This is a genomic window from Mesorhizobium sp. WSM3864 (genome assembly GCF_002294955.1).
GTDB lineage: Bacteria > Pseudomonadota > Alphaproteobacteria > Rhizobiales > Rhizobiaceae > Mesorhizobium.
The window spans coordinates 1-21,672 of record NZ_NSGD01000007.1 but is presented as its reverse complement, the minus strand read 5'-3'; the positions used below and the strand labels follow the sequence as shown (position 1 = coordinate 21,672).

Sequence of the window (21,672 nt, the reverse complement as noted above, 5' to 3'; positions counted from 1 at the left end):
CCCTCCCCTCAGATGGCCTTGCCGATCCAACGCGGCTGATATCCGCCGCTGCGCAATTGGACAGTTTTGATGTCCATGAATTCTTCGCATCCGACGCGACCAACCTCGCGCCCGATCCCGCTCGCGCCGAGGCCGCCGAACGGTAGCTCAGCGGGTCCGTCGAGATAGGTGTTGACCCAAACGGTTCCGGCCTCCAGCTCCCGTGCGGCCCTTAGCGCCGCGGCTGTGTCGCCCGTCCATATGCCGGCCGACAAACCGTAGTCGGTGCCATTGGCGATGGCGAACGCCTCGTCTAGCATCTCGAAAATCTGGATGGTGCAGACTGGACCGAATATTTCCTCCTGGGCTATCCGCATGCTGGGTGCGACCTCGGTGAAAACGGTCGGGTCGATGTAGCGCCCCCCCGCCTCTTCCCGATACGTGCCGCCAAGGGCAAGCGTCGCGCCTTCGGCTTTGCCGATCTCGATGTAGCCTAGAATCTTGCGATATTGCGCTTCGCTGATGATCGGACCCATCAGCACGTCGTCGCGCAGTGTGTCGCCGATGGGGATGGACCGCGCGGCCTCGATGAACTTCCGCGTGAAATCCTTGGCAATGCCGTTCTGAAGCAGGATACGACCGCCTTGATTGCACGATTGGCCGGCGTTGAGAAAGGCTCCATGCAAGGTGGCGTCGAGCGCGGCTCCCAGATCGGCATCATTCATGACGATATGGGCGTTCTTGCCGCCTAGCTCGAGTGAAACCTTCTTCAACATCCGAGCGCCGATTTCCATGGCGTGTTTGCCCACCGCCGTCGATCCGGTGAAGGAGATCATTCGAGCCAGCGGGTGCTTAAGCAAAGCCTCCCCGGTCAGCCTGCCACTGCCGGTCACGATGTTGCACACCCCATCGGGCAGGCCCGCCTGCTTGAGGATAGGACCCAAGAGCAGTGTCGTGGCGGAAGTCAGTTCTGATGGCTTCACGACAGCGGCGCAGCCGGCTGCAAGGCAAACGGCAGCTTCTGGCTGATGATCAAGAACGGAAAGTTCCAGGGCGTCACGATGCCGGCCACGCCGACTGGCGCGCGCAGTGTCAAGGCCAAATAGTCCTTACCTAACCCGCCAAAACTGTCGCCTGTCAGAGAGCGGGCCTGCGTGGCGGCAAATTCCCACAGCATGGCCGATCGCTCGATCTCGAGCCTCGCCTGCTTGTGCGGCTTGCCGCTTTCGGCCATTTCGAACCAGGCCAGTTCATCCACATTTTCGCGAATTAGACTGGCGGTTCGCAGCAACACGCTTGAGCGTTGCTCCCCACTCGAAAGGCGCCATCCGGCCTCAAAGGCAGCGTGAGCGCGCGCACAGGCCTCATCGACCAAGCCTTCCCCCGCCTCATGCAACAGCGAAACCGGCGTGCCATTGGCCGGGTTGACCGACACACTCTGCGCCCCTTGGCTAAACGACCAGGCGCCATCAATCCAGCTTCCAAATTGTCTGACCGCTTTCGGCGGAACAAAGCCAATCGCCATTCCAAATCCCTACATTCCCTGTGCGAGCGTCTTTTGACCCTAGCTGTCGAAGCGGCGTGCCAAAACCCCTGTGCAAAGCGGGCAATAAAATTACTTATTTGTCAACATCCTTTTGCGGGGCCCATATTGCCGGAATCGCCTAACCGAAACTGTCGACTTACATATTTCTCAGGAATCGCAATTGCTGCAGCGGCAGCAGAATCGCTATTGGCCGGCCGCAAACAGCCCCGACCCGATGTCCCGCGCGTCAGTCTGCGCGCGAGATTGATTGACAATCAACCGGAAAACTTACAAATATGAAAACTTCCTGCGATAATGGAGTGGTGATGGTTTCCCGCGTCAACAGAGCGTCCGCCGACATCGGTGGCACTTTCACCGATATCGTCATCGAGATCGGCGGCGTCCGCGCCTCGACCAAAATCCTGACGACCCATCAGGCGCCCGAACGCGCCGTTATCGACGGCGTGCAGGGCCTGCTGGAAACGCAGGGGCTTGGATTCGGTGACCTTGACGTCTTCCTCCACGGCACCACGTTGGCGACGAATGCAATCATCGAACGCCGTGGTGCCAAGACAGCACTGATCACCACGCAAGGCTTCCGCGACACGATCGAAATTGGCTCGGAAAGCCGACATGACCAGTACGACATCTTCATCAAGAAGCCACAGCCGTTGGTGGGCCGTGGCTTGCGCTTCACCATACCAGAGCGGGTCGCCTCCGATGGAAGCGTCCTGCTCGAGCTCGATGACACACATGTCGTCGCACTTGCGCATTCATTGAAGGAGCAAGGCGTTCAATCGATCGCCGTCTCGTTCATCCATGCCTATGCGAATCCATCGCATGAGGTGCGCGTGCGGGAAATCCTGTCGGGCATGTTGCCCGACGTCTATTTTTGTATCTCGTCCGAGACGTGCCCCGAGATTCGTGAGTACGAGCGCACCTCGACCACAGTTGCCAACGCCTATATCCGTCCAATCATGGCCGGTTATCTTGGCCGGCTCAAAGCTGAGTTGGGGCAAAAGGGGCTCAACGCGCCGATCCTGCTTATGACCTCGGGCGGCGGGCTCACGACGGTCGACCAGGCCGCCGATTACCCGATCCGCTTGGTCGAATCCGGCCCGGCCGGTGGGGCAATTCTTGCAGCCAAGATCGCAAAGGAATGCGATCTTGACGCCATCGTCTCATTCGACATGGGGGGGACGACCGCCAAGATCTGTCTGATCGACCATGGCCAGCCGCTGAAATCGCGCAGTTTTGAGGTGGATCGGACCGAGCGGTTCCTCAAGGGTTCGGGCCTGCCGGTCCGGATACCCGTGATCGAAATGGTCGAGATCGGCGCAGGAGGCGGCTCGATCGCCCAGGTCGACAGCATGGGGCGCCTCACGGTCGGTCCTGAGAGTGCTTCTTCGGAGCCGGGGCCGGCTTGTTACGGAATCGGCGGCCATCGACCGACTGTCACCGACGGTGATTTCGTGTTGGGGCGGATCGACACCCGAAAATTCGCGGACGGCCGCATGGTCTTGCGGCGCGACCTGGCAGAGCAAGCGCTATCAAGCGAGGTAGGGGATAAGTTGCGGTTGACGCCTGTCCAGGCGGCCGCCGCGGTCACCGCAATCGTCGAGGAGAACATGTCAAACGCCAGCCGGGTCCATGCCGCCGAGCACGGCAAGGACCTGCGGCGCCGCGCAATGATCGCCTTTGGCGGCGCCGCTCCGATGCACGCAGCGCAACTGTCAAGAAAATTGTCCTTGGTCAATGTGATCGTGCCCAAGGGAGCCGGCGTGGGATCTGCCATCGGCTTTCTGGAGGCGCCTTTGGCCTACGAGGTCGTGCGGAGCCGCCATAGCCGGCTGGACCACGTCAACAATGCCGCCACTGCCGACCTCATCGCACAGATGAAGCAGGAAGCCACCGCCGTGGTTGCTCCGGCAGCGGGGGGCCAACTCGTCAAGGCGCATGTCTCAGCGTTCCTGCGCTATGTCGGGCAGGGCCACGAGCTCGAGGTCGACCTGCCATTCGCGGCAGATGGCGGGATCGACGGCGCGGCTTTGAAGGAGGCATTCGATCGGCGATACAAAGAGGTCTTCGGTCGCTTCCTGCCCAATCACGAGATTGAGGTTCTCACGTGGGCGGTAACCGCGTCTTCCGAACAACCTGTCCTCGCGGCAGATGACGCCTCAAATGGCAGCTGTCGCAAGATCGAACCGTCGGGCGAGACCCCCTTCACCGAAATCGATGGCAGCACCGTCCACGCTCCCGTCTATGAGCGCTCCGAGCTTGGCCCGGGCATCGTCCTGACCGGGCCGCTCGTCATCACCGAGCGTGAGACCAACACAGTCGTTCCGAGGGATTTTTGTGTCGAATGCAATGCATTCGGCCACCTGGTCCTGACCAATCTTGCCGCACAAGCGGCCCGACAGTCCGATCGCAAGGGAGCGACAAATGACCGTCAGCCCTGAAATCCAGCAGATTGGCGAGATCGAGTTCCAGATTATGTGGAACCGCCTCATTGCCGTCGTCGAGGAACAGGCCCAGGCCTTGCGCCGCACGGCGTTCAGCCCGATCGTCCGCGAATCGGGCGATCTTTCTGCCGGCTACTTCCACCCCGACGGCCGCATGATCGCACAGGCGGTTACAGGCACGCCCGGACATGTCAATACGATGGCCGCCTCGGTGCTGCACTTCCTGAACCGCTATCCCGCAGGCACGATGCGCGAGGGTGACGTGTATGTCACCAACGACCCTTGGATGGGAACAGGCCATCTGCATGACTTCGTCGCGGTGACGCCCGCCTTCCATAGAGGCCATCTGGTTGGGCTTTTTGCATCGACTTGTCATTTCATGGACGTCGGAGGCATCGGCTTCGGCCCGGACGGCCGCGATGTCTTCGAGGAGGGTTTTTACGTCCCCCCGCTTGCAATGATCACAGCGGGCGAGATCGATCAGACCCTGATAACCCTCGCGCGCTCGAATTCGCGCTACCCGGCTGAACTCGAAGGCGATCTGATGTCCCTCGCCGCCTGCAATCAGATCGGAGTGAGCCGGCTGGCGGACATGCTGGAGGAGTTTCATCTTACCGATCTGACCGCGCTCTGCGACCAGATTGTCAGGCGCTCACGCGACGCAGCCCTGAAGGCGATCGCCGCAATTCCCAAAGGCACGGCCCAGGCCGAAATGGTGATCGATGGTTACGACCGGCCGGTCACCTTGAAGGCAACGACCCGAATTGCGGACGACCACATCACGGTGGATTTTACTGGCACATCGGGACTTTCAGCGCGCGGCATCAACGTGCCGATCAGCTATGCCCAGGCCTATTCGACCTATGCCGTCGCCTGCGCGCTTTTCCCTGAGGTCCCGAACAATTCGGGCTCGCTTTCCGTCGTGACCGTCACGGCTCCCGAAGCGACGATCGTCAACGCCCAACGCCCTGCCCCGGTATCGTCGCGACACGTCATCGGCCAGATGCTGCCCGACGTGGTCTATGGCTGTCTTGCGCAACTGGTTCCCGAGAACGTTTTGGCCGAGGGCGCATCAGCTCTGTGGAATCTCATCCTTGAAGACGCGCATGACGCGTGCCTCACACAAGGCATCGCAGGGACGCGACGGTTCTCGGCGCTGTCGGTTCAGACCGGCGGCACCGGAGCCCGCTCGCGGCTTGATGGGCTCAATGCGACGGCCTTCCCGTCGGGGGTGTCTGGTGTTCCTGTCGAGATCCTCGAGACCCTGACCCCGCTCATTTTCTGGCGCAAGGAATTGCGTGGCGGTTCGGGCGGAGCTGGGAAATTTCGTGGCGGTCTCGGTCAAAGCATCGAGATCGGTCATCGCGAAGGCCATCCGTTCTATATCTACGCAGCCCTCGACCGCATCGAGAACCCCGCACGCGGCCGCTTCGGCGGCGCAAACGGTGCTCCGGGGAAAGTCGCGCTGAAGTCAGGCAAATTCCTCAAGGGCAAAGGCAAGCAACTGGTACCTGCGGGCGACAGGCTTGTCGTCGAAACGCCCGGCGGCGGCGGCTATGGCCCCGCCGCCGAGCGCGATGCCGGCAGCGTCACGGCCGATCGCCAAAATGGTCTAACCAAGTGAACGAGGAAAGCATGAGCGAACATAGCTTATCTGACGAAACGCGAGCGAAGCTCAAGAAGATATCCACTGCATCCATCGCGACGGCGCTTTACAAGCGAGGGCTGCGCAACCAGTTCATTCAGGGCGTCGTTCCGGTCGCGCCCAAACAGGACAACATGGTCGGCCCGGCATTCACACTGCGCTACATTCCCGCGCGCGAAGATCGCAATCCTATCACCGTTTTCCGGAACCCGGAGCATCCACAGCGCGTGGCGGTGGAGACTTGCCCACCCGGCCATGTCCTCGTGATGGACGCGCGCAAGGACGCCAGGGCAGCGACCGCGGGTTCTATTTTGATCACGAGGCTGGCATTGCGCGGCGCGGCGGGCGTGGTCTCGGATGGCGGCTTCCGCGATGCGGAAGGCATAGGCGCGCTGAACATGCCCGCCTACTACGCCAGGCCGTCTGCGCCAACCAACCTGACACATCATGAAGCGCTGGACATCAACGTGCCCATTTCGTGCGGAGATGCGCCGATCTTCCCTGGCGATATCCTCATCGGGGATAAGGACGGCGTGATGGTGGTCCCGGCTCACCTCGCCGACGAGATTGCGGAGGAATGCACCGGGATGGAAAGCTTCGAGGATTTCGTCCTGGAGGAGGTCCGCGGCGGCGCCTCGATCATCGGGCTCTACCCCTGCACGAAACCGGAAAACCAGGAAAAATATGACGTCTGGCGCAAAAAGGCAGGGCGCTAGACCTAAAGCGGCCTCTTCCTCCCGAGGCCGGCTTGGCGGGCTGCGATCCTCCCTCCGCAGCCCGCCGCCTTTCCGACTTGTGGCGACAGCCAACGGCCGATGCTCCCACAGCGGTCCCTGGTCTTAGTCACCATTCATCTGATCGATCCGAAGCTTGTTGAACGGGTGACCAGCTCCGGTGCCGAAGTTCGACAGATATGTGTCGTGGTGGAATCCCCTGGCCTCCAGGACGATCATAGTCACCACCCATATGATAAGGGCGAGGCCGAGGCCGATAGCTAGGCTCGAGATCCAGTACTGAGACAGGCCGGTCACGACCGCGCCCAACGCCAGGGCCCCGGTGAAGTACCCGACAATCTTATGGTAGGCCTCGAACCATCGGCGTTGCGGGCTCATGTCATAATGGTCGCCCCGATCGACGATGGCGTTCGTGGCGCTCTGGGTGGATGCATCGGGGCCGCCATGGGTCCCGCGAAGGCGCGCGCTCACAAGCTGGAGGATGCCGAGGACCACGGTTGCAATGCCAAATACTGCGTGGATCGTGGCACTCAAGCCTCCGTTCGCCAGCAAGGCGATCGACCCTCCGCAAAGGCTGCTGAAGGCAAGCAAGGAAAGTCCCAGGCGATGAACGGTGAACCAATAGAGCTTGCGACCAAGTCTAGGACTTCCGTTCGGTATGCCTTCGCGAGAGGGCGGCGGCTTGCCGTACCGGGTGAGAAGAACAATGCCGGGCACCAGAACGATCCAGATCGTGAACATCAGCCAGGCGTGATATTCCCAATGCGCCTCGAGTGCGAAGCCAAATGGCAATTGCAAAGTGGTAGGAGCGTCCATGTGTTGGTCATCCGTCTGGCGCGCAGATCTATTGTGCCGCCTGGGCGCCCTTGCTGACGCGCCAGGAGCCAGGAACCCAAAAACTTGCCGGGTCTCCCTACCCCTTCACGGAACCGGCCATTAGGCCGCGAAGGAAGTACTTCCCAGCGAGAACGTAGATGGCAATCGTCGGCAGCGCGGTCAGCACGACTGCCGCCATGTCGACGTTGTAGCGCTTCACACCGGTGGTCGTGTTGACAATATTGTTCAGAGCTACGGTGACCGGAACGTTGTCGCCGGATGTGAATGTCGTGCCAAAGAGGAAGTCATTCCAGATATTGGTGAACTGCCAGATCACCGCAACGACGATACAAGGGATTGAAATGGGCAGGATGACCCTAAAGAAGGTTTGATAAAAACCCGCGCCATCTACCTTTGCGGCCTTGACCAATTCTGCAGGCAAAGAGACGAAATAATTCCTGAAGAAAAGCGTTGTGAAAGGGATCCCATATACCACGTGAACCAATATGAGACCGGGCATAGTGTTCGCCAGGCCAACCGCGCCGAGCGAACGAGCCATTGGAATGAGGATGATCTGAAATGGGATGAATACGCCAAAAAGGAGCAAGGCGAATATAACGTTGGACCCGCGAAACTTCCAATGCGTGAGCGCAAAACCGTTTATGGCTCCGATCGCGGTTGACAACCCGACAGCGGGGACGATCAGGATCATTGAATTGAGAAAGAAGCCCTTCAAACCTGAACATTGAAGGCCAATGCAAGCGTCGGACCAGGCTTGCTGCCAGGCCTCCAAGGTTGGCGCCTTTGGCAGCGAAAGCAAGGAGCCGTTGCGTATCTCGTCGATGTTCTTGAGAGACGTAAATACCACGACAACGAGCGGCAGCAGATAGACAGCCGCGATGAACATCAGGCAGCAATAGATGAATACGCGCCTGAGATGATAGCGCCCTCCCCTTTCGAGAACGATGCTGTCATGCGTCATCGCGTTGTTTCCTCACGTCGGAATAAAGGTATAGTGCCACGACCGCGGTAACTGTCATGAAAATCATCATTGCGCTGGCGGCGCCCACTGCCATCTGGTCTCGACCAAATGTCTGCATGTACATGAACGTGGCAGGAAGATGTGTGCTGTTTCCAGGGCCGCCGGCGGTCAGCGCCACCACCAAGTCGAAGCTTTTCACTGCCTGCTGCGTCAGGATGACGAACACAGTCAAGAAGGCTGGCCCGAGTTGCGGTATGATGATGCGCCGGTAGATTTGAAAGCTGCCGGCCCCATCAAGCCTCGCGGCCTTGGTGATATCCTCGTCAATTCCTCGGAGCGCCGCGAGGAACAGGGCCATAACGAATCCGGATGACTGCCAGACCCCTGCAATGACGAGCGTGTAGATGGCAAACCGAGGGTCCACCAACCAGTCGAACCGGAAGCTGTCCCAGCCCCATAGCCGCACCATTCGCTCGATGCCGAGGCCCGGATTGAGGATCCACTTCCAGGCGGTTCCTGTCACGATGAACGACAGCGCCATCGGGTAGAGATATATCGTTCGGAAGAGGCCCTCGGCGCGGATCTTCTGATCGACCAGGATCGCCAGCGCCATTCCGATGATCGATGCAATCGCGATAAACAGGATCGCGAAAATGAAAATATTGTCGACCGCGATCCGCCATATCGGATTGCTCCAGAGGCGCCAGTATTGGTCGAAGCCGACAAATTCATAGGATGGCAGCATCTTGGATGCTGTGAACGACACCACCCCCGTCCACACCATGAAGCCGTAGACCGCCAGAAGGATGATAGCGACCGATGGAGCCAACGCCAGTTGGGATGCGTTGCGGGCAAGCCAGAGCTTGGCGCCGGAGCCCTCACGCCATTGCCCGCGCTTCGCGGTTTGCTGGACCGGGAAAGTCGTTGACACCAGGAATCCTTTCGTCTCGCGAAGGCCGACGATCGCAGCTTGTTTGGGGCGGCCGCGATCGTCGCCTGACCTCGATCTGGTCCGCTACTGCGCGGATTTAAGGCCGGTTACGAGTTGGTCGATGGCCTGCTGCGAGGTCACGCTGGGCGTCTCGAAGAAAGTTGAAACGACGTCGGTGAAGACGCCCGTTTTCGTTGCGCCGGCCGCGGCATTGTGTGCGAGTGACGGCAGCGATTTCTGGCTCTTTTGGGCTTCGGCCCGATCCGCAAAGGCGGCCTTGCCGCAGAAATCGAACTTGTCCATGGAAACGTCGATCCGCGAAGGGATCGAGCCCTTCTTGATGTTGAAGGCCTCCTGGAAACCTTTGTCCAGTATCGCCGACGCCATGGCAAGCTGGCCGGCCTGTTTGCCCTTGTCCTTGGTCTTGAAGAAGCCGAAATTGTCGGTCAGCCAGACGTAACTTCCCTTGGTGCCCGGGGCGGGCACACAGCCGTAGTCTACGTTGGGCTGCAGGTTGGCGAGCGACAGCTCGCCTTTCGCCCAGTCTCCCATGATCTGCATTCCAGCCTCGCCCTTGATCACCATCTGGGTAGCAAGGTTCCAGTCGCGGCCGGGATAATTGGAATCGATATACTTGTTCATCTTACGCAGCTGGTCGAAAACCTTGACCATCGTGTCGCTGCGAAGCGCGGCTTCGTCCTCATCGATGACAGCCTTGCGGTAGAAGTCGGCGCCCCCGATGCCAAGAACAGCATTCTCGAAGAGATCCAACTCCTGCCAGGGCTGACCTCCCAGGGCCAGCGGCGTCACGCCCTTGGCGAGAAGCTTTTCGGAAACTTCGTTGAATTCGTCCCAGGTTGTCGGCGGCTGCAGGCCGGCGGAATCGAAAACTTTCTTGTTGTACCAGAGCCAGTTCGAACGGTGCACGTTCACCGGAACCGCGACATACGAACCGTCATGAGAAATCAGAGGAACAAGTTCCGGAGCAATCACCTTGGCCCAGTCGTCCTTCTTGGCGAGGTCCGTCAGGTCGGTTAGCACACCCTCGGATGCCCAGGCCTGGACCTGCTGAGCGTGCATCTGCGCTGCGGCTGGCGCGGTATCGGATGCGATGCGGGCGCGCAGCACCTGCACCATGTTCATCCCGGTGCCACCGGCCACCGGCGAGTCGCTCCAGGTGACGCCACGCTCCTCCAGGAGTTTCTTGAGCACATTCAGTCCGGCTGCCTCGCTGCCACTGGTCCAGTAGTGCATAACCTCCACGTTCGGCCCGCCCGCCAGCGCCATCGATGTCGAACCGGACAGCAACAAGGCCGTCGCAAGAACCAGATTCCGATTAAGCATTTCTCATTCCCCTTGGTGAAACTACGGTTGCGATACAAGGATGTTGGTTAGGTCTTTGGGCGTCTCTTTCGCCTCTTCTTGACAACACGCGCGCCGCCTTTCCCGACACCGACACTGCCGCCCTGTGTCCAGAGTTGCCGTCTCAGGCCACCGGCTTCAGATGTCTGACTTATCGTTAGCTTTTATTACATATATGTCAATCTGAAATCAGAGAGGTCACCTAAGCCGGAGGTCAGACAGGCATTCAATACGCGTGCGGAATGGAGCTAACTCGGCATTAAATCACAGTAAAATCGGGAAATGATTGCCTTTGCATGGCGTTTTCCATTCGGCGGCACGTTGACAAATAATAATCCGGTCGGACAAATTATCGAGCAAACGAGGGTCCCGCAGCTCTGCGGGAGTGAAGGAGTACATCGCAATGAACGAGAAAGCGGTCTCTTGGGGCCTGATCGGCGCCAGCACCATCGCACGCGAGTGGATGGTCAATTCCATACGCAAGCACCCGCTGGGCAGGGTTAAAGCTATCGTCAGCAGCGAGTTGAGCCGCGCCCAAGCATTCTCGGATCAGATGGGTATTCCTGACGCCTATGACTCGATTGTGCCGATGTTAAGCGATCGAGAAATCGACGCGGTCTACATCAGCACCAAGAACGATCAGCACCTGTCGCAGGCGCTCGCCGCCATCGAAGCCGGCAAGCACGTGCTTTGTGAAAAACCGCTCGCTTTGGAGCCGAAAGACGCGCAATCAATCGTTGAGGCAGCTGAACGCAAAGGCGTGGTACTCGCTACGAACCATCATCTGCGCAACATGGAGAGCCACCGAGCGATAAAGGGGCTTCTGCGCGAGGGAGCTATAGGAAAAATCAACTCCATCCGAATCTTCCACGCAGGAGCGTTGCCCCAGAGCCTGAAGACTTGGAGGCTATTCGAGAAAAGCGCGGGCGCGGGGGTTATTTACGACATCACCGTGCACAACGGAGATCTTCTTCGATTCTATCTGGACAGAAATCCCACCAGGATCACCGCACTGGCGAGTGCGTCTGGCGAAGGGGCGAACGGCATCGAGGACAGCGTCATGTCAGTATGGGAATTTCCAGGCGACATCTTGGTGCAATGCCATGACAGCTTTGTCGTCGGCCATGGCCCGCGCGGCGTCGAAATCCATGGCTCCGCCGGAAGCATTCTTGGCATCGACGTCATGTCACAGGCCCCTGGCGGGAGCGTCGTGTTGCGAACATCCGACGGTGAGCGAGACATACCTCTTGAACTCAAGGTCACTTATGACCGCGGTGTTTCCGATTTCATGGCCGCTATGCAAGGGAAAGGCCGGCCCTCCTCAACGGGCGAGGACGGTGTTTGGAGTGTAAAGTTGGCAAAGGCCGTGGCGCTATCGGCCGCCACAGGTCGAGCAGTTCTCATCGACCAAGGGTGAAGGGGTGCGCGGCCAATCGGCGATGCTTAGGTCAGTGGCCTCGCCGATGCAATCGATATGGCTTGGTATGGCGTCAAACGGGCCGGCAGCCGAACGGCAACTTCGCTTACCCGAAAGGAACCACCCCCTCCGGCCGATGTGAACCTCTGCAATCCACCGGGCTCTTAGCGCTCGTAATAAGGGCGCCTTTTATTCGTGGATCAAGCCATGGCGGCTGGCTTGTCATCCCGCAATCCGAAATGAGGCCGTCGTTCAAACGATATGTGCAGCCCCAACTCGGACATGAAATGCCGAGCGCGGTCGGTGTCGCGCCTGCCGACGCGCGACACCCATTCTGAAAACAGCCGCACCGCGCGCCGGTTCATGTGCCGCGACGGACAGACCAGCCAGTATCCGGGGAACTCTATGACGTCGAACTCGGTCGAGACGGGCACCAAAGCGCCCGAAACAAGATCCTCGAATGCAATTGACGTGCTTTCCAGAACCACGCCCGCTCCATCCTTCGCCAGCTGAACCGACATCGAGGAGCGGTCGAAACGATAGGGATAGGTCATGCGCGCGCCCTGGACCCCGTTACGCGGCAGCCAGTAATCCCAGCGGAAATAGGCCTTCACGCTGTCGATCAGTCTTGCCTGGCGCAACTGCTCGCGCGGATCGGATGAAAGCCTCTGCAGCTCGGTGAGATACGAAGGCGAGCACATCGGCAAGATCAGGTCGTTGACCACGCAATCCGAATAGAGGCCGGCCCAGCCCCCGTCGCCGTAGCGAAGATCGAGATCGATGATCTCGGTTTCGAAATCAGAGAAATTGGGTGTCGCGTCGACGCGCAGATTCCAAGTCGGATAGTCCTTGCTGAATTCAGCCAAACGTGGCGCCAGCCATTTCTCGCCAAAGGAGGGGCTGACCCGAAGGCTGAGCTGAAAGCTCTCGCGCTGCCGCACGATGGCGTTTCGCACCTCGCGTATGGATTCGAAGGCTTGCGTGGTGGTCTGGTAGAGCCGCTCCCCGTCGATCGTCAGGGAAAGGTGACGCTTTTCGCGCTGGAACAGCCGCACGCCCAGCTGATGCTCGAGCAAGCGCAGTTGCTGGCTGACGGCCGAAGGCGTCACCTGCAATTCCTGCGCCGCTTTTGCCACGCCGCCGAGGCGCGCAACGGCTTCGAAATGCGCCATCGACTTGAACTTGATGTCCGACATATCGTCATCGTCAGTTAAGTTCAGCTACACAAAATGTTAAGAAACGAGAATTGAGCCGAATGTCAATCGGTCGCATCTTTCCTTCGATCTCGGGAGGAGATGCAGGATGGAAACGGCCCAGGGCCTGGGCGTCGCCGACAATGGGAGCGCGGCCGCACAGGCATCGAACAGGACGCCTCTGATCGACGCTGCCAATGTCGAGAAGAGCTACGGCGCAACCCGCGTGCTGCGAGGTGTGAGCTTTCAGGTCCGGGCCGGCGAAATCCATGCGCTGCTGGGCGGCAACGGTGCCGGCAAAAGCACGCTGATCCGCATCATCACAGGCCTCACCCCTCGTGACGCCGGCGACATCGGCTTCGCATCGGCGAAGGTCGGCCCAAGCGGCCCGATCATAGCGGTGGTGCATCAGGAACTGGCGCTGCTGCCCGAACTGTCGGTCGCGGAAAACATCGGCATTGTGCATGCGAAGTCCGGCCTGTCGCAGAGCAGCCACCGCCGCATGCGCGACATCGCACTCAATGCCTTGCGCCTGATCGATGCGGTGATCGGCGACGAGATCGTGGACCTGCCTGCGGGCAAATTGTCCTTGCATGAAAGGCAGATCGTGGAGATCGCCCGCGCGCTTTCAACGGGCGCCGAAGTGCTGCTTCTCGACGAGCCCACCGCCAACCTGACCGCGGGCGAGACGGCCAAGCTTTTCTCCGTGCTGAAGCGTTTGGCGCGCGACGAGGGCATCGGCATCGTATTCGTCTCGCATAGGATGCGCGAAATCCGCGAGCTATGCGATGTCTGCACCGTCCTGCGGGACGGCGTCACCGTGGCGAATGCCACTCCGCTTGCCTCGCTGAGCGATGCCGAGATCGTCCAGCAGATGGGGCAATCGACCCATCGTTCCGGACCCCAGCTCAAGCGGCGGCAACGCAGCCGAGAGGGCGCGCCGCTTGTACTGCTCGGACCGGACGGCGCCAGGTTGGAAATCTGGCCAGGCACCATTCTCGGGCTGGCCGGCGCGCCGGCGGGTCCGACGGGCCTGATCGATCCCCTCGTCGGCGCGGGAAAGGGCGCCGGCTGGCGCCTCTCCGGCGACGGCCTCGGGGACGGCTTCCCCTCCCCGGCCGCGGCGGCGCGCGCGGGTATCGGCTTCGTGTCGGGCGACCGTGCGGCGAAGGGCATCCTTTCGCAGCTTCCGATCGTCGACAACGTGCTTGCCGCGCGCAGGGTACGCGACAAGCGGCGGATCGTCGGCGCCGCCGAACGGCAGGAATGCTCCGATCTGGTTTCGGCGCTGAAGTTGAAGGCGGGTTCGATCTGGGACCTTCCGGTGTCGCTGTCCGGCGGCAACCAGCAGAAGCTCATCGTTGCGCGCTGGCTCGGATTGCCGCTGCGCATGGTGGTGCTGGAAGAGCCGACGCGCGGCGTCGACATCGCCACCAAGCACGACATCTACGCGCTGATCCGCGAGATGGCGGACGCCGGAGCAATCATTGTCTGGTGGTCGACCGAGAACGTCGAACTGCTCGAGCTGTGCGATGTGATCTTCGCCTTCGACACCGAGGGGCGCCCGAAGGGGTTTCTACCGGACGAGCAATTCACCGAAGACGGGCTCGCCGAGCTGACGGGGATGGCAGCATGACCGACGCAACGAACGGCGCCGCGACGGCCAAGAAGGCTCGGACCGCCAGGAGCCGCTCCCCCGGGATTCTTCTGTCCTACCGCACGGAAGCCGCGATTGCCGGCGCGATTGTCGTCCTGTTGCTGGCGGTCGGCATGTTCGTGCCCGCGGCGCTCAGCATGGCCAACGTCCAAAACATCATCCAGGCCGCGGCGCCGCTTATCATCATGTCGCTGGGCGTTTTCCTGGTCGTGGTCACCGGCGGCATTGATCTTTCGGTCGGCTCGGTGTTCTCGCTGACCGGAATGGTCACGGCGCTGGCAATGGCCAATGGAGCGGACGATCTTACCGCCAGCCTGGCAGGCTTGGCCGTGGGGCTGGTATTCGGAGCGATCAACGGGTTTTTCGTCACTGTCGTCAGGCTGGCCCCTTTCGTCGTCACCCTCATCACCTACGCGGTGGCGGGCAGTCTGGCCTTCATCGTCACCAATGGTCGCTCGATGCCGATCGGTGCGCCGGATTTCTGGCTGCTGAATTCCGGCGAGATCGTCCCCGGCATCCCCAATCATCTTCTGTTCTGCATCGTCCTGATGGTGGTGCTGGAATATGTGCTGCGCAGGGTCGTGCTGGGCCGCTGGTTCTATGCCGTCGGGTCGTCGGCGACTGCAGCCCGGCTGCTCGGCATTCCCGTGCTTCGCATCAAATTCGCGGCCTATGTCACTTCCGGCCTGCTCGCCTCGTTCGCCGGGCTGCTGACGGCGAGCTACATCCTCAATGCCGAGGCAACGGCCGGCGCCAGCCTGATGCTGCAGGCGATCGCCGCGGTCGTCATCGGCGGAGCCAGCCTCTTTGGCGGAACCGGCAGCGCGATCGGCGCGGTGCTCGGCGCGCTGATGATCACCTGCATCCAGAACGGCGTGAACCTCATCGGCGTCAACAGCTTCTGGCAAGGTTCCGTCACCGGCGCCGCGATCCTGCTTGCGGTCCTGATCGACCGCTTCAGCAACAAGAACCGACTCTAGATCATCAACGGGAGGAACCAAGATGAAGTTGAAGAGCATCCTGATTGCAGCACTGGCGGCGTCAGCCTTGTCCAGCGCATCATATGCCGAGGACAAGAAGACCGTCGCTTATATCGCGCCCTCGCTGGACATCTCCTACTGGCAATGGGTCGGCTACGGCGTGAAGGAGAAGGCCAAGGAGCTCGGCATGGATTATGTCGAGTACACCTCTGAGAACTCACCCGCCAAGCAGATGGACAATGCGCGGACAGCCGTGACAAAGGGGGTCGCGGCAATCGTGATCGGTCCGGTCAGCTCGACATCGACGCCGCCGCTGCTCGATTATCTGGAGAAGCAAAAGGTGCCGATCGCCTTCGCCGGCATCGGTCCGCAGCCGGGACTGACCAACTACACATCCTCTGTCACCGCAAACAATTATGAGACCGGCAAGGCACAAGGGAAATTCACCTGCGATCTCGCCAAGGAGCGCGGCGGCAACAAGGTAGGCATGCTGTCGCTGCCGCAGGACCGGGAAAATGCGCAGAAGTATCTCAAGGGCGCCAAGGAAGCGTTCGCCGCCGAGGGCTGCGATCTCGCGCAGATGCTGGAAACCCGTGGCCTTACCATCAACGAGGCCGTCACCCAGGCAAACGACCTCTTGACCGCCAATCCCGATATCAAGGCCATCTACGGCATGTATGACGAGGCTGGCAGCGGGGCCGCCAAGGTGGTCGAGACACGGGGCCTCACCGGTAAGATCGGCATCACTGTCGCCGACGGTTCGCCAACGACGATCGCGCTGCTCAAGAAGGGAGCTATCCAGGGCATCTTCTTCCAAGAGGCGGTCGGCCAAGGCATCGACGGAACCCAGCAGGTCTACAACGCTTTGACGGGGGCGAAGGTGACGCAGGATCTGGCCCTGGTCATGCCGCTCGTCACGGCTGACAAGGTCGACAGTGCCGAGGCCAAGAAAGTCATCGCCCGCGTTTTCCCCCCGAGCAACTGACCGTCATTGAACGGACCCGCCGGCGAGGCCGGCGGGTCCAGACCAAGTGCAAGGAAACTGGCCGTGGCCGAACTGCCTTTCATCGATCCGCATCACCACCTTTGGGATCTGGAGACCCACTATTATCCGTGGCTGACCGACGGGGTTAAGCCGGCGGCCTTCGGCGACTATGAGGCGATCCGCAAGAGCTATCTGATCGACGACTATCTGGAAGACGCCAGGAACCAGAACCTGGTGAAATCGGTGCACCTGGACGTCGGGTTCAATCCCGCCGATCCGGTCGGGGAGACGCGCTGGCTGCAAGGCATCGCCAACAAGCGGGGTTTTCCGCACGGCATAGTCGGCTACGCCGACCTTTCAAAACCCGATGTCGGCGAACTCCTCGACCGGCACATGGAGCATCCGAACTTCCGCGGGATCCGGCAGTCGATGAATTATCACCCCGATCGCGCCAAGACCTATCTGGAGCGGCCGGAGGTCAGCCGGACACCCGAATGGCGGCGCGGCTTCCGCGAGCTGGCGAAACGTCGGCTGAGTTTTGACCTGCAGCTCTATTATCCGCAGATGGGCGAGTTTCTCGAGCTGGCGCGCGACTTTCCCGACGTGCAGATCATCCTCAATCACACCGGCATGCAGGTCGACGGCCCCGAGCACTTCGGCGCCTGGAAAAAGGGCATGCGCCAGCTGGCGCAGGCGCCGAACGTCGCCTGCAAGATCTCGGGTCTCGGCATGGGCGACTGGACATGGACCACGGCGTCGATCCGTCCCTACGTGGAGGAGGCGATCGCCGCCTTCGGCATCAACCGCTCGATGTTTGCGACGAACTTCCCGGTCGACAAGCTGTTCTCGAGCTTCGACGCCATCGTGAACGCCTACAAGGAGATCACGCGACAATATCCGCATGAAGAGCGGCTCGCGCTGTTCCATGACAACGCCGCCCGGTTCTACCGGCTCTAGATCATCCGCCAAGAGATTGGAATAGCAGGAGAGTTCGACATGTTGCTGAAGGGCAAGGCCGTGGTCATTTCAGGCGCCGCGAGCCCACGTGGGATAGGCCGCTCCACGGCAACGCTGATGGCCGAACATGGGGCACGCGTCGCGATTCTCGACCTCGATGAGGGGCAAGCGCGTGACGCTGCCGCTTCGCTCGGAGGCGACCATATCGGGCTTGCCTGCAACGTCGCCGACAGGGACGCTTGCAGGAGGGCGGCCGTGCAGGTCACCGAAGCCTTGGGCAAGGTCGATGTGCTTTGTAACAATGCGGGCATCACGCAGCCGGTCAAGACACTGGAGATCAGTCCGGCCGACTGGGACCGGATCCTCGACGTCAATCTGCGCGGCGTCCTTTACCTCAGCCAGGCCTTCATTCCGCATATGCGCGAAAATGGCGGCGGCTCGATCATCTGCATGTCGTCGGTCTCGGCGCAACGCGGCGGCGGCATCTTCGGCGGCCCGCATTACTCCGCCGCCAAGGCAGGTGTGCTCGGCTTGGCAAAAGCGATGGCGCGCGAATTCGGACCCGACCGCATCCGCGTCAACTGCGTCACGCCCGGCCTGATCCAGACCGACATCACCGGCGGCAAGATGACCGACGCCATGCGCGCCGACATCATCAAGGGAATTCCGCTCAGCCGCCTCGGCGAGGCGCTCGACGTGGCGGGCGCCTATCTGTTCCTCGCGTCGGATCTGGCCAGCTACATCACCGGCGCGGTAATCGACGTGAATGGCGGGATGCTGATCCATGGCTGACGGAGCGGCCGAATTGAGGATGCCACGCTCCGGCAGCAATGTCAGTCTTGTCGAACGGGCCTATCGCATCCGCCGGCATGCCGTGCGCATGGGCGAAGTCCAGGGCCAAGGCTATGTCGGGCAGGCGCTCGGCATCGCCGACGTGCTCGCGGTCGCTTACTTCCATGCACTTCGATACCGGCCGGATGACACGCAATGGGAGGGGCGCGACCGCTTCCTATTGTCGATAGGGCATTATGCGATCGCGCTCTATGCGGCGTTGATCGAAGCTGGCGTGCTGCCGGAGGACGAACTCGAAACCTATGGCACCGACGACAGCCGCATGCCGATGTCCGGCATGGCTGCCTACACGCCTGGAATGGAGATCACCGGCGGATCGCTCGGCCATGGGCTCGGCATCGCCGTCGGCATGTGCCTCGGGCTGAAGCGCAAGCAGAGCGACAGTTTCGTCTACAATCTATTGTCCGACGGCGAGCTCGGCGAGGGCTCGACCTGGGAAGCGGCGATGTCGGCCGCCCACCACAAGCTCGATAACCTGATCGCCATCGTCGACTTCAACAACCAGCAGGCCGACGGCCCGTCGACGACGATGCTGTCGTCCGAGCCGGTTACTGACAAGTTCGAGGCCTTCGGCTGGCACGCGCAGCGCGTCGACGGCAATGACATCGAGGCGGTCCGCGCGGCGTTCGACAGCGCCCGCCATCTCGACGAGCCGAGACCGCGCATCATCGTCTGCGACACGCGCATGGCCAAGGGCGTGCCGTTTCTGGAGGCCCGCGACATCACGCATTTCATCCGCGTCGAGCCGCATGAATGGACGCTGGCGCTCGAGGCACTGGAAAAGGCACGTCCGCAGTGAGGCTGTCAAAGTTCGAACCGCGCCTCCCCGTCAACGCAGGCGAGCGCAAGACCACATCGGCGATGATCGCCTCGATCGCCCCGGACGGCGTTCCGACTCGCAGCGCCCCTTTCGGCCACACGCTCGCTAGGCTGGCACGTCACCGGAGCGGGATCGTCGGGCTCACTGCCGATCTTGCGAAATACACTGACCTTCATGTCTTTGCGCAGGAACATCCGGATCGCTTCTACCAGATGGGCATGGCCGAGCAGGTGCTGATGAGCGCTGCCGCCGGACTGGCGCGTGAAGGCTTCACGCCTTTCGCCACGACCTACGCCGTCTTCGCCTCACGACGGGCCTATGATTTCATCTGCATGGCAATTGCGGAGGAAAGGCTGGACGTCAAGATTGTCTGCGCCCTTCCGGGACTGACGACCGGCTACGGCCCGAGCCACCAAGCAACGGAAGACATCGCCATCTTCCGCGGCATGCCGAACCTTACCATCATCGACCCGTGCGACGCGATCGATATCGAGCAGGCTACCGAGGCAATCGCGGGTCACAGAGGACCGGTCTATATGCGGCTCCTGCGCGGCAAGGTGCCGGTCGTGCTCGACAAGTACGATTACAGGTTCGAGATCGGCAAAGCACGGCTGCTGCGTGAAGGCACGGACGTGCTGTTCATTTCGAGCGGCCTGATGACGATGCGTGTGCTTGAGGCGGCAACGGCTCTCGAAGCGGACCGCATCAGTAGCGCAGTGCTACATGTGCCGACGATCAAGCCGCTGGACAATGAGAGAATTCTTGCGGCCGCGCGCCAAGCTGGCCGGCTGGTGGTGGTGGCGGAAAACCACACCGTCATAGGCGGACTGGGTGAAGGTGTCGCATCCTTGCTGATGCGCACGGGCGTGACACCCGCCTTTCGGCAGATCGCCCTTCCCGACGAGTTTCTGAACGCCGGTGCTCTGCCGACACTTCACGATCGGTACGGCATCTCGGCAACTGAGGTCGTGCGCCGTATTCGCGAATGGACGGGTTAGTGAAGCACGATCTCGGCTCTGCTCTTGATGACGGTGATCGGCAGCCGTAACGCCACCAGGAGCGACTTCGATCAGGTCGTCGCATCGATCGGGGACGGCGAAATACCGATTACCAAGCTCGTGACCCACCGGACCACTCTGGCCAAGAGCCCTCACGACATTGCGCGCTGGTCACGCGAAGGCTGGGCTGATGAAGGCTGTCATCGCCGTCCACGACAGGTCCTAACCAGCTGACGTAAGGGCCAGCAGTCTCTTGCGAGCGGCGCCTTACCCATTTGGCGCTGTGCGAACGGCATGTCCCGGTGATCACTTCCGAGACAGTCTTCCAATCTTCAAGCCGGGGAGGCGTCGGGGAGACCAGCGAACTCAGCGCTGTTGCCAAAAATATGCTCAACCTGGTCGGGAAGCAGAACCCCCGCTTCTTCAACGACTTGGCGTAAGGTCCTCTTCCCTGCCAAAGCGCGCTTGGACAATTCGGCTGCTTTGCCGTAGCCGATCAGTTTTGCTAAGGGCGTTGCCAGAACGAGGGATTGATCAAGCAGCGCTCTGCAACGATCAAAATCGACTTCGATCCCGTCCACGCAGCGCTCTTTGAAAATCCGCATTCCTCTCGTCAACAACCGCATGGATTGCAGGATGTTCAAGACGATCACCGGCTCCATTGCATTCAACTGAAGCTGGCCCGCGCTTGCGGCCAGTGTCACGGTAAGGTCGTTGCCAATCACCTGGAAGCTGAGTTGGTTCACCATCTCAGGAATGACGGGATTGATTTTACCCGGCATGATCGAAGAGCCGGCCTGCACGGGTGGCAATCGAATCTCGCCCAGTCCGCCAAGCGGCCCACTGCTAAGCAGGCGCAAATCGTTGCAGATCTTGGTCAGCTTGACTGCGATGCGCTTCAGCATGCCCGAAAAGGAAACGAGGCCGCCGGTGTCCGACGTTGCCTCGATGAAATTACGGGCAGCAACAAGCTGAATGCCTGATATTCGCGACAGATGACCGCAAACGATGCCTGGGAACTCGCGGGGCACGTTAATCGAGGTGCCGATCGCCGAGCCCCCAAGGTTGATTTCCAACAACAATCTCGCGACCGACTGAAGTTGGACGATATCTTCGTCGATGAGTTCAGCAAAGGCTCCGAACTCCTGCCCAACTGTCATGGGCACCGCGTCTTGAAGCTGAGTTCGGCCAACCTTGAGCTCATTCGCGTGCTGGAGCGCCTTGGCGCGAAACGCATCACGCAAATTGACTTGTGCCGATACGAGCCCGCCGCAGGCCCGCAAAACCGTCAGACGGATTGTGACCTTGCCCCTCTGATCTAATCCGGTTTGAAGTTCGTTCTGGCCCATCGAGAGGACCAGGACATGAAGCGCAGCC

At 60.8% G+C, this 21,672-nt stretch carries 17 protein-coding genes and 2 pseudogenes; 12 read left to right on the top strand and 7 right to left on the bottom strand.

The window, feature by feature from the left end; all coding sequences use genetic code 11:
* Positions 1-8 precede the first annotated feature (8 nt).
* Positions 9-1,504, bottom strand: a pseudogene (locus CK215_RS31805) (aldehyde dehydrogenase family protein).
* Between the two features lie 326 nt (positions 1,505-1,830).
* On the opposite strand from CK215_RS31805, the gene CK215_RS16360 reads away from it, so the two are divergent.
* Genes CK215_RS16360 through CK215_RS16350 form a run of 3 tightly spaced genes read left to right on the top strand, consistent with a single transcriptional unit; the run spans position 1,831 to position 6,327 of the window.
* Positions 1,831-3,963, top strand: a complete 2,133-nt coding sequence (locus tag CK215_RS16360) for a hydantoinase/oxoprolinase family protein (protein WP_095831672.1) — start codon at positions 1,831-1,833, stop codon at positions 3,961-3,963.
* Positions 3,947-5,590: a hydantoinase B/oxoprolinase family protein gene (locus CK215_RS16355; protein ID WP_095831535.1), complete on the top strand. Its 1,644-nt coding sequence runs from the start codon at positions 3,947-3,949 to the stop codon at positions 5,588-5,590. Before CK215_RS16360 ends, CK215_RS16355 begins: the two co-directional genes overlap by 17 nt.
* Positions 5,591-5,601: 11 nt before the next feature.
* On the top strand, positions 5,602-6,327 hold the full coding sequence (locus CK215_RS16350; protein WP_095831671.1) for a ribonuclease activity regulator RraA: 726 nt from the start codon (positions 5,602-5,604) through the stop codon (positions 6,325-6,327).
* Between the two features lie 123 nt (positions 6,328-6,450).
* Here the strand turns inward: CK215_RS16350 and CK215_RS16345 are convergent, their stop codons facing one another.
* The 4 genes from CK215_RS16345 to CK215_RS16330 all read right to left on the bottom strand — a co-directional run bounded on the left by CK215_RS16345 (position 6,451) and on the right by CK215_RS16330 (position 10,418).
* Positions 6,451-7,161, bottom strand: coding sequence for a cytochrome b561 domain-containing protein (locus CK215_RS16345; protein WP_095831534.1), 711 nt, complete (start codon positions 7,159-7,161; stop codon positions 6,451-6,453).
* Between the two features lie 97 nt (positions 7,162-7,258).
* Positions 7,259-8,143, bottom strand: coding sequence for a carbohydrate ABC transporter permease (locus CK215_RS16340; protein WP_095831533.1), 885 nt, complete (start codon positions 8,141-8,143; stop codon positions 7,259-7,261).
* Complete coding sequence (locus CK215_RS16335; protein ID WP_245418723.1) at positions 8,133-8,978, bottom strand: sugar ABC transporter permease; 846 nt, start codon at positions 8,976-8,978, stop codon at positions 8,133-8,135. Before CK215_RS16335 ends, CK215_RS16340 begins: the two co-directional genes overlap by 11 nt.
* A gap of 180 nt (positions 8,979-9,158) precedes the next feature.
* Entirely contained in the window at positions 9,159-10,418 is a 1,260-nt protein-coding gene (locus tag CK215_RS16330; RefSeq protein ID WP_095831532.1) for an ABC transporter substrate-binding protein, read from the bottom strand.
* 421 nt (positions 10,419-10,839) lie between these two features.
* Here CK215_RS16330 and CK215_RS16325 point away from each other — a divergent pair, with 421 nt between their 5' ends.
* The gene (locus CK215_RS16325; protein ID WP_095831669.1) at positions 10,840-11,853 is read left to right on the top strand and encodes a Gfo/Idh/MocA family oxidoreductase; all 1,014 of its coding nucleotides are present in this window, start codon (positions 10,840-10,842) and stop codon (positions 11,851-11,853) included.
* Between the two features lie 200 nt (positions 11,854-12,053).
* On the opposite strand, the gene CK215_RS16320 is transcribed toward CK215_RS16325, so the two are convergent.
* On the bottom strand, positions 12,054-13,049 hold the full coding sequence (locus tag CK215_RS16320; protein ID WP_095831531.1) for a LysR substrate-binding domain-containing protein: 996 nt from the start codon (positions 13,047-13,049) through the stop codon (positions 12,054-12,056).
* A 106-nt stretch (positions 13,050-13,155) separates the two neighbouring features.
* Here CK215_RS16320 and CK215_RS16315 point away from each other — a divergent pair, with 106 nt between their 5' ends.
* The 8 genes and pseudogenes from CK215_RS16315 to CK215_RS31800 form a co-directional block, all read left to right on the top strand.
* Positions 13,156-14,682: a sugar ABC transporter ATP-binding protein gene (locus CK215_RS16315; RefSeq protein ID WP_095831530.1), complete on the top strand. Its 1,527-nt coding sequence runs from the start codon at positions 13,156-13,158 to the stop codon at positions 14,680-14,682.
* Positions 14,679-15,683: an ABC transporter permease gene (locus tag CK215_RS16310; RefSeq protein ID WP_095831529.1), complete on the top strand. Its 1,005-nt coding sequence runs from the start codon at positions 14,679-14,681 to the stop codon at positions 15,681-15,683. The genes CK215_RS16315 and CK215_RS16310 overlap by 4 nt, the downstream gene beginning before the upstream one ends.
* A gap of 22 nt (positions 15,684-15,705) precedes the next feature.
* Positions 15,706-16,668: a substrate-binding domain-containing protein gene (locus CK215_RS16305; protein WP_095831528.1), complete on the top strand. Its 963-nt coding sequence runs from the start codon at positions 15,706-15,708 to the stop codon at positions 16,666-16,668.
* Positions 16,669-16,731: 63 nt separating this feature from the next.
* Positions 16,732-17,625: an amidohydrolase gene (locus CK215_RS16300; protein ID WP_095831668.1), complete on the top strand. Its 894-nt coding sequence runs from the start codon at positions 16,732-16,734 to the stop codon at positions 17,623-17,625.
* A gap of 39 nt (positions 17,626-17,664) precedes the next feature.
* The gene (locus CK215_RS16295) at positions 17,665-18,417 is read left to right on the top strand and encodes an SDR family NAD(P)-dependent oxidoreductase (RefSeq protein WP_095831527.1); all 753 of its coding nucleotides are present in this window, start codon (positions 17,665-17,667) and stop codon (positions 18,415-18,417) included.
* A gap of 19 nt (positions 18,418-18,436) precedes the next feature.
* Positions 18,437-19,276 (top strand): transketolase, encoded by an 840-nt coding sequence (locus CK215_RS16290; protein ID WP_095831526.1) that lies wholly within the window; start codon positions 18,437-18,439, stop codon positions 19,274-19,276.
* Complete coding sequence (locus CK215_RS16285) at positions 19,273-20,295, top strand: transketolase family protein (RefSeq protein ID WP_245418703.1); 1,023 nt, start codon at positions 19,273-19,275, stop codon at positions 20,293-20,295. Before CK215_RS16290 ends, CK215_RS16285 begins: the two co-directional genes overlap by 4 nt.
* Before the next feature lie 27 nt (positions 20,296-20,322).
* Positions 20,323-20,521, top strand: a pseudogene (locus tag CK215_RS31800) (dehydrogenase); the annotation flags it as partial.
* Positions 20,522-20,627: 106 nt separating this feature from the next.
* On the opposite strand, the gene CK215_RS16280 reads toward CK215_RS31800, so the two are convergent.
* On the bottom strand, positions 20,628-21,672 hold a 1,045-nt coding region (locus CK215_RS16280), incomplete at its 5' end, for a lyase family protein (RefSeq protein ID WP_141245487.1).